This window comes from Paraburkholderia azotifigens (assembly GCF_007995085.1).
Lineage (GTDB): Bacteria > Pseudomonadota > Gammaproteobacteria > Burkholderiales > Burkholderiaceae > Paraburkholderia > Paraburkholderia azotifigens.
The window spans coordinates 2,511,325-2,525,967 of the sequence record NZ_VOQS01000001.1 but is presented as its reverse complement, the minus strand read 5'-3'; the positions used below and the strand labels follow the sequence as shown (position 1 = coordinate 2,525,967).

Annotated in this window: 14 protein-coding genes; 11 read left to right on the top strand and 3 right to left on the bottom strand. The window is 65.0% G+C overall.

The features are described 5' to 3' along the window. Positions 1–467: 467 nt before the first annotated feature. The 3 genes from gspD to gspF are packed head-to-tail and all read left to right on the top strand — an operon-like array spanning position 468 to position 5,616. Complete coding sequence (gene gspD / locus FRZ40_RS11215; RefSeq protein ID WP_147234146.1) at positions 468–2,825, top strand: type II secretion system secretin GspD; 2,358 nt, start codon at positions 468–470, stop codon at positions 2,823–2,825. After that, positions 2,822–4,393 (top strand): type II secretion system ATPase GspE, encoded by a 1,572-nt coding sequence (gspE, locus tag FRZ40_RS11210; protein WP_028363959.1) that lies wholly within the window; start codon positions 2,822–2,824, stop codon positions 4,391–4,393. The genes gspD and gspE overlap by 4 nt, the downstream gene beginning before the upstream one ends. 5 nt (positions 4,394–4,398) lie before the next feature. Next, the gene (gspF, locus tag FRZ40_RS11205) at positions 4,399–5,616 is read left to right on the top strand and encodes a type II secretion system inner membrane protein GspF (protein WP_028363958.1); all 1,218 of its coding nucleotides are present in this window, start codon (positions 4,399–4,401) and stop codon (positions 5,614–5,616) included. Between the two features lie 89 nt (positions 5,617–5,705). Here gspF and FRZ40_RS11200 read toward each other — a convergent pair whose 3' ends face one another. Next, entirely contained in the window at positions 5,706–6,119 is a 414-nt protein-coding gene (locus tag FRZ40_RS11200) for a type II secretion system protein N (protein ID WP_028363957.1), read from the bottom strand. Positions 6,120–6,289: 170 nt separating this feature from the next. Here FRZ40_RS11200 and gspG point away from each other — a divergent pair, with 170 nt between their 5' ends. The 8 genes from gspG to FRZ40_RS11160 all read left to right on the top strand — a co-directional run bounded on the left by gspG (position 6,290) and on the right by FRZ40_RS11160 (position 12,284). Next, on the top strand, positions 6,290–6,754 hold the full coding sequence (gspG, locus tag FRZ40_RS11195; protein WP_028363956.1) for a type II secretion system major pseudopilin GspG: 465 nt from the start codon (positions 6,290–6,292) through the stop codon (positions 6,752–6,754). Positions 6,755–6,826: 72 nt separating this feature from the next. Continuing rightward, a complete protein-coding gene (locus tag FRZ40_RS11190; RefSeq protein WP_240057137.1) occupies positions 6,827–7,351 on the top strand; it encodes a GspH/FimT family pseudopilin in 525 nt (174 codons plus the stop codon). Further along, a complete protein-coding gene (gene gspI / locus FRZ40_RS11185; protein ID WP_051446211.1) occupies positions 7,351–7,782 on the top strand; it encodes a type II secretion system minor pseudopilin GspI in 432 nt (143 codons plus the stop codon). Before FRZ40_RS11190 ends, gspI begins: the two co-directional genes overlap by 1 nt. Next, the gene (locus tag FRZ40_RS11180; RefSeq protein WP_028363953.1) at positions 7,760–8,464 is read left to right on the top strand and encodes a PulJ/GspJ family protein; all 705 of its coding nucleotides are present in this window, start codon (positions 7,760–7,762) and stop codon (positions 8,462–8,464) included. Before gspI ends, FRZ40_RS11180 begins: the two co-directional genes overlap by 23 nt. Positions 8,465–8,473: 9 nt before the next feature. Beyond that, positions 8,474–9,577, top strand: a complete 1,104-nt coding sequence (gene gspK / locus FRZ40_RS11175) for a type II secretion system minor pseudopilin GspK (RefSeq protein ID WP_193566985.1) — start codon at positions 8,474–8,476, stop codon at positions 9,575–9,577. 28 nt (positions 9,578–9,605) lie between these two features. Beyond that, complete coding sequence (gspL, locus tag FRZ40_RS11170; protein WP_147234145.1) at positions 9,606–10,982, top strand: type II secretion system protein GspL; 1,377 nt, start codon at positions 9,606–9,608, stop codon at positions 10,980–10,982. Then, positions 10,979–11,482, top strand: coding sequence for a type II secretion system protein GspM (gene gspM / locus FRZ40_RS11165; protein ID WP_028363950.1), 504 nt, complete (start codon positions 10,979–10,981; stop codon positions 11,480–11,482). The genes gspL and gspM overlap by 4 nt, the downstream gene beginning before the upstream one ends. A gap of 22 nt (positions 11,483–11,504) precedes the next feature. Further along, positions 11,505–12,284 (top strand): type II secretion system protein N, encoded by a 780-nt coding sequence (locus tag FRZ40_RS11160; RefSeq protein WP_028363949.1) that lies wholly within the window; start codon positions 11,505–11,507, stop codon positions 12,282–12,284. Positions 12,285–12,369: 85 nt separating this feature from the next. Here the strand turns inward: FRZ40_RS11160 and FRZ40_RS11155 are convergent, their stop codons facing one another. Then, positions 12,370–13,962, bottom strand: a complete 1,593-nt coding sequence (locus FRZ40_RS11155; RefSeq protein ID WP_147234144.1) for an efflux transporter outer membrane subunit — start codon at positions 13,960–13,962, stop codon at positions 12,370–12,372. A gap of 287 nt (positions 13,963–14,249) precedes the next feature. After that, complete coding sequence (locus FRZ40_RS11150) at positions 14,250–14,615, bottom strand: hypothetical protein (protein ID WP_147234143.1); 366 nt, start codon at positions 14,613–14,615, stop codon at positions 14,250–14,252. Between the last annotated feature and the right edge of the window lie 28 nt (positions 14,616–14,643).

The following is a 14,643-nucleotide window of genomic DNA, read 5'->3' as shown; positions in this document are numbered from 1 at the left end:
GACGACTCGAAACCCTTATCCAGTGGGGCCGCACTCGGGAAAACCCGCTTTTTTAGGGTTACGCGAACTGTCGATCCGACCGTATCATACCGGCAGTACAAGGCGCCTCAAAGTTGGCCAACCGACATAAGCCAGTAACTTGCGGCCAAAGGTAGCGGCCAAATAGTTACCGGACGAAAGCGCAAAACTTTCAACAGCGTAACAACTTGCGCAATCGGATGGTCTCCACAGCGCAAACGCTAGAGGAATCTCACGATACCAAGCCGTTTTGTGAGATTTCCGACACGAAAAGCTGTTACTGTTCGTTGTTTTCGGTTACAGGGAGGCAAGGCATATCCTTGGCACTGGCTGCCATGGGAGCCTTTGTTCAACCGAGGATGGCTGGGTGTCGGCCGGTCGTCCACTGTGCATGACCGTCGGCGGATCACAACGTCGGCTTCGAAATCATATCCATGAGAAGAAATCGTATGGCATTGCGTCGCGTCGCGATGGCGTTGCTGGTCGCTGGAACGATCACCTCGCAGATCGCGCACGCACAGGTGACGCTCAATTTCGTCAACGCTGACATCGATCAGGTGGCGCGCGCTATTGGCGCGGCGACGGGGAAGACGATCATCGTCGACCCGCGCGTGAAAGGACAGTTGAATCTGGTTTCCGAGAACCCGGTACCGGAGGATCAGGCGCTGAAGACGCTGCAGTCCGCGCTGCGGATGCAGGGCTTCTCGCTCGTGCAGGATCATGGCGTGCTGAAAGTCGTGCCCGAAGCCGACGCAAAGCTGCAAGGCGTGCCGACGTATGTCGGCAACGCCCCTGCGGCGCGCGGCGATCAGGTCATCACGCAGGTGTTCCAGCTGAGAAACGAATCGGCGAACAATTTGCTGCCCGTGCTGCGTCCGCTGATCTCGCCAAACAATACTGTCGCCGCCTATCCGTCGAACAATACGATCGTCGTCACCGACTACGCGGATAACGTGCGCCGCATCGCGCAGATCATTCAGGGCGTCGATACGGCGGCTGGCCAGCAGGTGCAGGTCGTGCCGCTGAAGAACGCGAACGCGATCGACGTCGCGACGCAAATGGCGAAGATGCTCGACCCCGGCACGATCGGCAACACGGATGCGACGCTGAAGGTTTCGGTCCAGGCCGATCCGCGCACCAACTCGCTGCTGCTGCGCGCGTCGAATGCCGGGCGTCTCGCGGCGGCGAAGTCGCTCGCGAAGCAGCTGGATGCCGCAACCGCGCAGCCGGGCAACATGCACGTCGTGTCGTTGCGCAATGCCGACGCCGTGCGTCTCGCGAAGACGCTGCGCGGCATGCTCGGCAAGGGTGGCGGCGGTGAAACGGGCTCGTCTTCGGGCGGCAACAATGCCGCGAACTCGTTCAACCAGAACAACTCGCCCTCTTCGACGGGTACGTCGGGCTCGCCGCCTCTGCCGTCGGGCTCGATGGGCGGCACGTCGTCGGGCGGGCTGGGCAGCAATCCGCTCGGCGCCGGTGGCGGTGGCGGTGGCTATGGCGGCCAGGGCAACAGCAGCAACTCCGACTTTCTCGGCGAGAAGGAAGGCAGCACCAACGAAGACAATCAGCCTGGCGGCATGATCCAGGCGGACGCGGCGACGAACTCGCTGATCATCACCGCGTCCGATCCCGTCTATCGCAACCTGCGCGCCGTGATCGACCAGCTCGACATACGCCGCCCGCAGGTCTACATCGAAGCGCTGATCGTCGAGCTGAACTCGAACACGAACGCCAACCTGGGTATCCAGTGGCAGATCGGCAGCGGCAATGTGCTCGCGGGCACCAACCTTGCCACGGGCGGCGGCAACAGCATCATCAACCTGACGGCGGCAGCGGCAGCCAACGCAGCCACGGGCGGCCTGGCGACCGGGTTGGCAGCGTCGAATCTGCAGCAGGGCCTGAACGTAGGCTGGGTGCACAACCTGTTCGGTGTGCAGGGGCTCGGCGCATTGCTGCAGGCGCTGTCGCAGACGGCCGACGCCAACGTGCTGTCCACGCCTAATCTCATCACGCTCGACAATCAGGAAGCGAAGATCGTCGTCGGTACGAACGTGCCGATCCAGACGGGCTCGTATTCGAACCTGACCAGCAGCACGGCGACCACGGCGTTCAACACCTTCGATCGCATCGACGTGGGTCTGACACTGCACATCAAGCCGCAGATCACCGACGGCGGCATCCTGAAGCTGCAGCTCTACACGGAAGATTCGGCGATCGTGGCGGGCACGACCAACGTGACGACCAATCCCGCCGGCCCCGAATTCACGAAGCGCTCGATCCAGTCGACCGTGCTCGCCGACAACGGCGAGATCATCGTGCTGGGCGGCCTGATGCAGGACAATTACCAGGTCACCAACAGCAAGGTGCCGCTGCTCGGCGACATCCCGTGGATCGGCCAGCTGTTCCGCTCGGAAAACAAGATCCGCGCGAAAACGAATCTGCTGGTTTTCCTGCGCCCGGTGATCATCGCCGACCGCGCGACGGCGCAAGCCGTGACGGCAAACCGCTACGACTACATCCAGGGCGTGTCGGGCGCATACAAGTCCGACAACAACCTGATCAAGGACAAGGACGACCCCGTAGTGCCGCCGATGCCGGTCGGCCCGAACGAGGGCGGATCGACGCTGAATCTGTTCGATCTCGACAAAATGAGGCGCGAACAGGTGCTGGGCGTGCCGCAACCGGCTCCCGCAAACGCGCCCGCGTACGCACCCGCAGGCACGAACGGAGCCACCTACGGAACGCCGACAGGCACGCCAAGTGCTGCGCCGCGCGGCAGTACAGCATCGCCAGGAGTTCAGCCGTGAGCACCACGCCGCTTTCCGGTCCGCACGCGACGGCCTCGCCGGAAGGCGCGCGCGAAGCGCCGGAAACACCCGCTCAACCCGGACGGGATGGCCCGCCCGAAACCGTCGCGGGACGCGAAGCGCCCTCCGCGCTCGCCGCGCGCCTCGTGCCGTACGGCTTCGCGAAGAGCGGACAGATTCTGGTCGCGCATCAGCACGCCGATTCGATCGAAGTGTGGATCAGCGAGCGCACGAGCCAGGCCGCGCTTGCCGAAGTCGCGCGCAATTTCGGCGCGATTTCCGTCGTGCGGATGGCGGCGGACGAACTCGCGCAGGCGATCAACCATGCCTACGCGCGCCAGGACGGCAGCGCGGCGCAGGTGGTCGGCGAAGTGGAAGGCGAAGTCGATCTGTCGCGTCTGATGCAGGACATTCCCGAAGTGGAAGACCTGCTGGAATCCGAAGACGACGCGCCGATCATCCGTATGATCAACGCACTGCTTACCCAGGCTGCGCGCGAACAGGCGTCGGATATTCACATTGAGCCGTTCGAGAACGCATCAGTGGTGCGCTTTCGCGTCGACGGGACGCTGCGCGATGTCGTGCGTCCGAAGAAGGCGCTGCACGGCGCGCTGATTTCGCGGATCAAGATCATGGCGCAGCTCGACATTGCCGAGAAGCGTCTGCCGCAGGACGGCCGTATCACGTTGCGTGTCGGCGGCAGGCCCGTCGACGTCCGGGTGTCCACGCTGCCGACGGGTCATGGCGAACGCGCCGTGCTGCGTCTGCTGGAAAAAGACGCGCAGCGTTTGAATCTCGAAGCGCTCGGCATGGCGTCCGACACCCTCGGGCAATTCGACAAGCTGATCTCGCGTCCTCACGGCATCGTGCTCGTCACGGGCCCGACGGGTTCGGGCAAGACGACGACGCTGTATGCTTCGATGTCGCGGCTCGAGACGGCAACGACCAACATCATGACCGTCGAAGACCCGATCGAATACGATCTGTCCGGCATCGGCCAGACGCAGGTCAACGAGCGGATCGGCATGACGTTTGCGCGCGCGCTGCGTTCCATCCTGCGTCAGGATCCCGACATCATCATGATCGGTGAAATCCGCGATCTGGAGACGGCGCAGATTGCCGTGCAGGCATCGCTGACGGGCCACCTCGTGCTCGCTACGCTGCACACCAACGACGCTGCGTCGGCCGTCACGCGTCTCACCGACATGGGCGTCGAACCGTATCTGCTCGCGTCGTCGCTGCTTGGCGTGCTCGCGCAGCGTCTCGTGCGACGGCTGTGTCCCGTGTGCAAGGAAGAGCGCGAAGAAGAAGGCGGCCGCAAGGTGTGGCATCCCGTCGGTTGCGACAAGTGCGGGCATTCGGGTTATGCGGGCCGGCGCGGCGTGTACGAGCTGCTCAACGTCGACGAATCGATTCGCGCACTGATCCACCGCAATGCCGCCGATGCAGAGATCGCCGAGGCCGGCCGCCGTCAAGGCATGCGCACGTTGCGCGAGGATGGCGAACGGTGGCTCGCGTCGGGCATGACGTCGCTCGAAGAAGTGATACGCGTGACGGGCGGGGTCTAAAGCGCATGCCTGCATTCCGCTTCGAAGCGATCGACGCCGCAGGCAAGGCGCAAAAAGGCGTGCTCGACGCCGACAGCGCGCGCGGCGCACGCACGCAGTTGCGCACGCAAGGTCTCACGCCGCTGGTCGTCGAACCGGCGGCGACGCGCACGCGCGGCGAGCGTAGCCACCGTCTGTCATTGGGACGCAAGCTGTCGCAACGCGAACAGGCGATTCTCACGCGGCAACTGGCCAGCTTGCTGATCGCCGGCCTGCCGCTCGATGAAGCGCTTTCCGTGCTGACCGAGCAATCAGAGCGCGATTACATCCGCGAACTGATGGCCGCGATCCGCGCGGAAGTGCTCGGCGGCCATTCGCTCGCGAATGCGCTCTCGCAGCATCCGAAGGACTTTCCCGACATCTACCGCGCGCTCGTCGCAGCGGGCGAACATACGGGCAAGCTCGGTCTTGTGCTGTCGCGTCTTGCCGACTACATCGAGCAACGCAACGCGCTCAAGCAAAAGATCATTCTCGCGTTCACGTATCCGACCATCGTCACGATCATCGCGTTCGGCATCGTCACGTTCCTGCTGAGCTATGTGGTTCCGCAGGTCGTCAACGTGTTCGCAAGCACGAAGCAGCAACTGCCGTTTCTCACCATCATGATGATGGCGCTGTCGGGCTTCGTGCGGAATTACTGGTGGGCGATGCTGATCGCCGTGGTGATCGTCGTGTTCGCGGTGCGCTCGATACTTTCGCAGCCGGGACCGCGCCTCGCGTTCGATCGCTGGACGCTGACGGCGCCGCTCGTCGGCAAGCTCGTGCGCGGCTACAACACGGTGCGCTTTGCGAGCACGCTCGGCATTCTGACTGCAGCAGGCGTGCCGATCCTGCGGGCGCTGCAGGCCGCGAGCGAAACGCTCAGCAATCGCGCAATGCGCGGCAATATCGACGACGCCATCGTGCGCGTGCGCGAGGGCACGTCGTTGTCGCGGGCGCTGGGCAACACGAAGACCTTCCCACCCGTGCTGGTGCATCTGATCCGTTCGGGCGAAGCAACGGGCGACGTGACGTCGATGCTCGACCGCGCGGCCGAAGGCGAAGCGAGCGAGCTGGAGCGTCGCACGATGTTCCTGACGAGCCTGCTGGAACCGCTGCTGATTCTGGCGATGGGCGGTGTGGTGCTGGTGATCGTGCTTGCGGTGATGCTGCCGATCATCGAGTTGAACAACCTGGTGCAGTGACGGAGCTGGCTACCGTCGGCGTAAGCGCACGAAAGAGTTGCAAGCCGCGACGATAGTTTCAGATCGCATCGGCGCGGCAGAGAATGAAATCAGCGCACGTAGATGGTGGGGCCGGGCGCGTTCTGGGGAAGAAACACTTCGGAGCGGGAGCCGTTGCGGTCGATGATGATGGACCGGGCGCGCACTTCGCCGAGCTTCACGCCCTGCATGATGTTGCTGCCGAGCGAGACAGCGTGCGGCGGTTCGCCGCCCGTGCTGATGATCGCGGCGGCGCCTTCGGTCAGGGCAAGGATGCCGAACAGATGGATGTCCTGATTTGCGGTGCGCGTCAGCTGGCCGCCGAACAGCACGGCCGCCTGATCCGTCGAGACGGGCGGGCGCACGGCGGCAGCGGGCACGGGCGCGCCGGCATGCGACGTGAGCGTGACGATCCAGTAAGTGAGCGTCGCGCAGAACACGGCGAAGACGGCGAGCGAAATCAGGCGGATCTGGAGTGCGTTCATGCGTGTCATTGTACGGATTATTGTGAATTTTGCGGTATAGGGAACGGTGGACGAAAACCCTTCAACTGCATGACATTAAAATGACCGAACGGACGTGCAGAGTGCCGAATTCTCGGCGCATCGCGTGACGTCCGATCGATCGACCCTTAATCCTGGAGAGGTAGCAAGCTATGCAAATGTGGACCACTCGCCGCAACGAAATCGCGGCCATGCGCACACGTCGCCAACGCGGGTTCACGCTGATCGAAATCATGGTCGTGATCGCGATCCTCGGCATTCTGGCTGCGCTGATCGTGCCGAAGATCATGAGCCGTCCGGACGAGGCACGCCGCGTTGCCGCGAAGCAGGACATCGGCACGATCATGCAGTCGCTGAAACTCTATCGTCTCGACAACGGCCGCTATCCGACCCAGGAGCAAGGCTTGCGCGCGCTGATCGAAAAGCCGTCGACGGATCCCGTGCCGAACAACTGGAAAGACGGTGGCTATCTCGAGCGTCTGCCTAACGATCCGTGGGGCAACCAGTATCAGTACCTGAACCCCGGCGTGCATGGCGAGATCGACGTGTTCAGCTACGGCGCGGACGGCAAGGCGGGCGGCGAAGGCAACGATGCCGACGTCGGCTCGTGGCAATAAGCAGCGTCTTGCTCGACACCGCTTCTTGTATCGATACCGATCGTAACCGGCACCATGCGACTGCACGACTGCATGCCCTGCGCGTTTCGCGAGACCCTCGGCGCCGATGGCGCCGGTGCTTACGCGAAGCTGCGGGCATCGAGCGCGCGTCAGCGTGGCTTCACGCTGCTGGAAATGCTGGTGGTGCTGGTGATCGCGGGCTTGCTGGTATCGCTGGCGTCACTGTCGCTGACGCGCAATCCGCGTACGGATCTGAACGAGGAAGCGCAGCGGCTCGCGCTGCTGTTCGAATCGGCGGGCGACGAAGCGCAGGTGCGCGCGCGCCCCATTTCCTGGCTGCCGCTGGAAGGCGGCTTTCGTTTCGATATCCATACGAACGACGGCTGGCGTCCGCTGCGCGACGACCTGCTCGGACCGCGCCGCTGGGAAGGCGGCGTGACGGGCGTGGCGATCGACTATCCCGGTTCGAACACGCAGGCGGATCGCATCGTGTTCGGCACGGAAGCCGTCGATACGCCCGTGCAGATCACGCTGTTCTCCGCTGCGGGACGCGTGACCATCGTCGGCACGGGCAATGGCCGTTACGAGGTGCGCTGATGCCGTGTGCGCGTCGTGTTCGCCGTTCGCGCGGCGCGGTGAATAACGTGAGCCGAGGCAGGCAGGAAGGCTTCACGATGATCGAAGTGCTGGTCGCACTGACGATCATCGCGGTGGCGCTGGCCGCGTCGCTGCGCGCCGTCGGCAGTCTTGCGACGGGCGAAGCGGATCTGCATCGGCGGCTGCTGGCGGGCTGGAGCGCGGACAACACGCTCGCCCAGCTGCATCTGACGCATGCATGGCCTGAAGTCGGGTCGCAGAGTTTCGACTGTTCGCAGGGCAACCTGCAACTGATTTGCACGGAAAACGTGAGCGCGACGCCGAACCCGGTGTTTCGACGCGTCGAGGTGTCAGTGACGTCGCCCGGCCGGCCGGGCAACCTCGCGCAGATGGTGACGGTGATCGCGAATGAAACGAATCGCTCGCTCTGAGCACGAAATGCCGCGTGTTCGCCGTTCGCCGCTGTCGAGAAAGACGGTGGGCGGTTTCACGCTGATCGAGCTGCTCGTCGCGATTGCGATTCTGGCCGTGATCGCCGTGCTGTCGTGGCGCGGTCTGGATCAGATCATTCGCGGACGGCAGACGATCACAAACGCAATGGAAGACGAGCGCGTGTTCGCGCAGTTTTTCGACCAGGTGCGCATCGACGTGCGCAACTCGGCATCCGACGACGAAGCGGGCGAACCGGCCGTCGCGGTCAACGGCAATACGCTGCAGATCGTGCGGTACATGCGCAATCCGGGCGCTGCGCCGCGGCTCGTGGTGGTGCGGTACAGAATCATCGAAGGACGCATCGTCCGCTATGCATCGCCGCCGCTCGCGAATATCGGCGAGGTGCGGCGCGCGCTGGGCGGATCGGAGAACGGAGACTGGAATTCCGTGCCGTTGATCGGCGGCGTCGGTGCGATTTCCGCGCGGATGTATGTGCCGAAAGTCGGCTGGACGACGCAGATGAAAGACGTGCAGGCGGCGATCACGGAGAACGACAATAATCTGAAGGTGCCTCAGCTCGGCAATGCGCCGCTGCCGAGGTCGGTGACGGGGCTCGAGGTAAGTATTGGCGCGAATTCGCTCGCGCGGCCCGTGACGCGGGTTTTTCTCGTGGGAGAGTGAGATCTGATCATGCGCTTTCGCCCTGCCCGTTCCCGTTCGACGCCCGCTGCACAACGCGGCGCCGCGATCATCAGCGCGCTGCTGGTCGTCGCGCTGTCGGCCATTCTCGTCTCGGGCATGTTGTGGCGGCAGCAGGTCCAGATCCGGCGCATCGAAAACCAGCGGCTGCTCGCGCAGGCGCATTGGGTGTCGCGTGGCGCGCTCGACTGGACACGCCTCATCCTGCGCTCGGAAGGCGATACGTCGGCCGGCGTCACCTGGCTCGGCGGCGTCTGGGGCGTGCCCATTGCGCGCACGCGGCTGTCGGATTTTCTCGGCCAGATCGGCGAGGTCCGTGCGGAGCAAGGTGCGGCCACGTACATCTCCGGTTCCATCGAGGACGCGCAGGCCAAATTCAACTTGCGCAATCTGGTTTCGACCGCGGTGCCCGGCGCGCTGACGCTGAATGTCCAGCAGATCGAGGCGTTCCAGCGCCTGCTGCAACTGCTCGGCATTAACGGACAGCTCGCGAAAAACACCGCGCTGGAATTGCGCGCGGGTCTGCGGCAATCGGCGACGCGCTTTCAGACGGCGGTCAATCCCGGCACACCCGTCGATCCCACGCAGCAGGTGCAAGGCGGCGCTGCCGGCGGCGGAAACTACACGAATCAGCCCGGCATCAACGACACGGAAGAGAACGCGCCCGTCGCGCCGCTGCAGATGACGGGCGTCGATTCGTTGCTCGACGTGCCCGGCTTCACGCCGGAAATGGTCGCGCGGCTGCGTCCGTTCGTGACCGTGCTGCCCACGGCGACGCCCGTCAACATGAACACCGCGCCCGCCGAGGTGGTCGCGGCCGTCGTGCCGGGCATGAATCTGTCGAGTGCGCAGGCCTTCGTCGCGCGTCGCGAGACGGTGTTCTTTCACAACGTCGGCGACGTGCAGCTCGCACTGCGCGGCGCAGGCGTACAGCAGCTCGTATTCGATCCGAACCAGCTCGACGTCAATACCAGCTACTTCCTTGTCCACGGACGCGTCGAGCACGAGCGCGCGGAAGTCGATCGCACCACGCTTGTCTATCGCGACGCACTGACGCATACGACGCGTATCGTATGGGGACGAGACCAACTATGAACCACGCATTTTCCCGAGAGAGTGGCCTTTGAGCACGCTGATCGTTCTTCTGCCGCCGCGTGATCCGGCGGTGCCGTCGCAGGAATGGCAACTGCCGGAGCTGCCGTTTCTGCTGCTCGACAAATCGGGGCGCATCCAGCGCGCCGGCCGCTCGGCGCCTGGTTTGCTGCCACGCGCGGGCTCGACCGTGCTGATGCTTGCCGCGCGCGACTGCCTGATGCTCGCTGCGGCCGTGCCGCCGCTCAAAGGACCGCGCTTGCGTCAGGCATTGCCGAACGTCGTCGAAGATCAGCTGATCCAGGATCCGCAGACGACGCACATCGCGCTCGATCCTCAATCACTGGACGGAAACCGTCATGTGCTCGCGATCGTCGATCGCGGCTGGTTCCGTTTCATCCTCGAGACGTTTGCGGTGGCCGGTCATCGCAATGTGAAGGCGGTGCCCGTCGCGCGCTGTCTGCCGCAGCCGCTTGGCGCCGCGGTTGCCGCGACTGAATTGCGCGCGGAAGAAGCCGTTGCCGCGGGCGCGGATTCCGCGCCGCCGCCCGAGGAACCTGCCGCTGTCGACATCACGCCCGTCGTTGCCGCCGTGCTCGGTCGTGTCGTGTCGTCTACGGCTGCCGTACTGGGCGAAGGCGCGGTCGATACCGCTCCGCCTCGCGTCGAACTGGCGCTCGCGCGCGGCCCGCTCGGCGAAGGGCTGGCCGTGCCCGAAGCGGCCGTCGGCGCGACGGTCGCGGCGCTGGCAGGCAATTCGCCCGTGACGATGTACACGCTCGTCGATATGCCCGGCAGCGAGCCGCGCATGGCGTCGACCGCGCAGCCGGGACGACCGACCGTCGCGGGCGCGCTGCCTTTGTCGTTCGAAACGCTCGCGCGCAATGCCATTCAATGCCGCTTCGACCTTGCGCAGTTCGAGTTCGCGGTGCAGCCGTGGCGGCTCGATCGTGCGACGCTGCGCCGTCTGCGCCTGCCGCTGTGGCTGCTCGCCGGAACGGTGCTGGTGGCGATCATCGGAGCGAATGTGCAGTGGCTGATGCTGTCGCGTCAGCGCGATGCGATCAGCGCGCAGATGACGGAACTGCTGCTCAACACGTTTCCGAAGACGACCGTCGTGCTCGACGCGCCTGATCAGATGGCGCGCCAGTTGCAGCAATTGCGCGTCGCGGCGGGCGAACTGTCGCCGGACGATTTCCTGTCGCTGGCGGATGGCCTTGCTCGCTCGCTCGGGCCGATTCCCGTCAACGGCCTTGCCGCGCTCGACTATCACGACCGGCGCATCGACGTGACGTTCAAGCCCGAGGTCAAGGTCGATCCGGACTTCCAGCAGCGTCTGACGCGTAACGGTCTGAACGGCGCGATCGACAGCAACACGGGCAAGTGGACGATCAGGAACGGACAATGAAAGCAGAACTGTTGAACACGTGGGCGAGCTTCTGGGAAGCGCGCACGGTGCGCGAAAAAGGGCTGTTGACGTGGGGCGGCGCGGTGCTGGCCGTGGTGATCGTCTGGTCGGTGCTGTGGGCGCCCGCGCAGGAAGGCCGCGCGCGGCTGCGCGAATCGATTCCGAGCCTGCAGCGGCAGCTTTCGCAGATGACGGCAGAAGCGAACGAAGCGCGCGCGCTGTCCGCGTCTGCTCAGGGAGTCGCGCCGACGGGCGGCGCGCTGAAGGACGCGCTGACCGCGTCGCTCAACGATCACGGCCTCGCCGCGACGCAGGTGCAGGTCATCGGCAATGCGGTGCAGATCCAGCTGAAGAACGCATCGTTCCCCGCCTGGACGCAATGGCTCGACGACGCGCGCAAGCAGTTCAAGGTGCAGGTGTCCGAGGCGCACGTGACCGGGCTGAAGCAGGACGGACAGGTCGATCTGACAGCGTCGCTCCAGCCGGCGTCCATCAAATGACGGCGCTGCCACGGGATCGCGCATGAGTTTCTGGATGCGGCGATTGCGCGCCGCGCTGCCCTGGCTGGTCGTCGCGCTGATCGCGAACGTGCTGGTGCTGCTCGTGATGGCGCCCGCCGCGTGGATCACGCCGCAGTTCGCGAAGGCGACTCAAGGGCACGTCAATCTGGTCGATCCGTCGGGGTCGTTGTGGCACGGTTCGGCTTCGCTGATGCTCGCCGCCGGACCCGGTGCGGAGGCGGCGACGCTGCTGCCGGGGCGTATCGAATGGCGCACGTCGTTCTGGCCGCTTTTCACGGGCCGCGTGCGAATGCAGATGCGGCAAAGCCAGGCGATGCCCGATCCCGTTTTCGTCGATGCGACGCTGCGCAGCGCGACGCTGTCGGGCGGCAGCATTGCCGTACCGGCGTCGTTGCTCGCCGGCCTTGGCGCGCCCTTCAACACACTCGATCTGCAAGGCGACGTGCGGCTCACGTGGACCGACTGGCGCAGTTTCAATCGGCAGGCGTTCGGTCAGCTGATCGTCACGCTCAACGACATGAGTTCGCGCGTGTCGCGGGTAAAGCCGCTCGGGTCGTATCGCGTGGTGTTCCAGGCGCAGGGCGCGTCGGGCGCGCTCGATCTGTCGACGACCAAAGGACCCTTGTTGCTCAACGGTCACGGCACGATCAGCGAGACATCGACGTCGTTCACGGGCATCGCGAGCACGACGCCCGACGCCGTCGACAATCTCGCCGGGCTGCTGAATCTGCTCGGCCGTCCGATGGGGCCCGGTCAGGTTGCCCTGACATTCGCTCACTGACGACGTTTGCTGCCCGAAAAAACGACGGCCGCCATGTTTGCGCATGGCGGCCGTTTGCGTCGAAGCGGATAACGGTTGCTTGCGTTCAGCCTGCGGTGGCTGATGCTCCCGCGACGGGCATGGCGGGCTCGGAAGCGGGCGCAGGCGCCGCGACATCGCCCGTTTCGCGGTTCATCTGCGACGTCTCCCAGCCGCCGCCGAGCGCCTTCACCAGCCCCACCGACGACACCATCCGCTGACCCGCGATGCTCGCGAGTTTCTGTTCCGCCGTGAACGCGGTGGTCTGCGCCGTCAGCACGTTCAGGTAGTCGACGGTGCCGGACTTGTACTGGTTCGTGACGATATCGAGCGCCTGCTGGGCGGACTGGACGGCCTGTTCCTGCACGGTGATTTCCTGTTCGAGGATGCGCAGGGACGAGAGGTTGTCTTCGACGTCCTGGAATGCCGTCAGCACCGTTTGCCGGTAAGTGGCGACGTCCTGATCGTAGGCGGCGCGCGCGGCGTCCGTCTGCGCCTTGCGCAGACCGGCGTCGAAAATCGTGCCTGCGAGCTGCGGTCCGAGCGTCCAGAACCGCGATGGCATTTGCAGCAGTTGCGAGAACACCGAGCTTTCGAAGCCGCCGCTTGCGGAAAGCGTGAGCGTCGGGAAAAACGCCGCGATCGCGATGCCGATCTGTTCGTTCGCGGCTGCGGCCTTGCGTTCGGCCGAAGCGATGTCGGGACGCCGCTCGAGCAGCGCGGACGGCAGTTGCGCGGGGACGACGGGCGGCACGGCATCGAGCGGCGCGGGAGGCAGCGAGAACGTGGATGCCGGTTCGCCGACCAGCACGGCGATCGCGTGCTCGTTCTGCGCGCGCGCGACGCCGTTGTCGATAGCGGCCGCCTGCGCCGATTGCAGCTGCGTTTGCGCCTGGATTACGTCCGAGCGTGCGGCGACGCCCTGCGCGTAACGGTTCTGCGTGAGCGTGAGGGAGCGCTGGTACGCGGCGACCGTGTCGTCGAGCAGCTTTTGCTGCGCATCGAGCGAACGGGTGTTGAAGTAGGTTTGCGCGAGCGTCGCCTGGGCGGACAGGCGCGCGTTCGCCAGATCGGCGGCGGCCGCCTGTTGACCCGCCTGCTGGCCGGCAACGGTGCGGCTCACCTTGCCCCACAGGTCGGGTTCCCAGGTGGCGTCGAGCGACAGGCTGTAGCTGTTGCTGATCGTGCCCGAACTGCTCAGCGACGACGTCGTGCCGCCGCCTCCGCCCGTCACCGAGCCACTGAAAGTGCGGCTCGGCGTGCGCGAGCGCGTCGCACTGGCCGAGCCGCTGATCACGGGGAAATATGCAGCGCGCGCTTCGCCGACCAGCGCGCGAGCCTGCCGGTATGCGGCGGCGAACTGCGCGATGCTCTGGTTCGATGCGTTGAGCCTGTCTTCGAGCGCGTTCAGTTGCGGATCGTTGTAGATGGACCACCATGCGCCGCGGTCGTGCTGGTCGGCGGGTTGCGCGACTTTCCAGCCGTCGGCGGCTTCCTTGTACGAAGCCGGAATGTCGACGGACGGCCGCTTGTAGTCGGGACCGACCGCGCAGCCGGCCAGCGCGAACGCCAGCGCGGCGGAAACGGCAATGTTCAGGACGCGTGGCCCCGCGAAGTTCGCGACAGCGGCGCGGGCGCGCGAAGTTCGATCAAACTGCATGCAAATGAATTCCTGTCGATTCGGATGGCGCGCTGCGCCGGGACGAGCGCCAGGCTCCTGCTTGCGCGATGTCCGGTGCGTGATCGCGATGGCTCGAATGGTAGCTCACACGTCGCCCGGCGAGGAAACCAGAAGAGTAATGCCGGGCACGCCCAGCGTGTGTTACCGACGGTGAAGCGACGGTTACGCGCTGTTACGCCGTGGCTCAGGATGTGCGCCGTACTCGTCGTAGAAGCAAAAAAGCCGCCCGTGGGGCGGCTTTCGCGGCGAGACGACGCGCGTCGCATTCAGGCGCGCGGGTCGGCGTTCGTCTGACGAGCCTGTTTGCCTGCGGCCGCGCGGCAAGCGGGCGCGTCGGGACGTGTCTGGCAGACTGTCGCGGCGGGAGCGATCGATTGATTGTTGCCCGCTGCACGGGCTTTGAGCGGAGCGGCAAGCAGCGCTATCGGCTTCATGGCCCGCGTTTTGACGCTGCGGGAGCGTCGATGTTCGAACCACGCGAAGAGCAACACCCCGAGAGATCCGCCCGGCAGGACGAAAATTACCGCATACAGCGCCACTTTCCACCAGCGGTTGGCTCCCTGGAAAGTTTGCAGTGCGGAATCGGTGAAGGAGCGGCTCCAGCCGCCAAGGGTGTTTTTCAGGTACAGCATCGCGGGAATCCTCTGTGCGCCGGCAAAA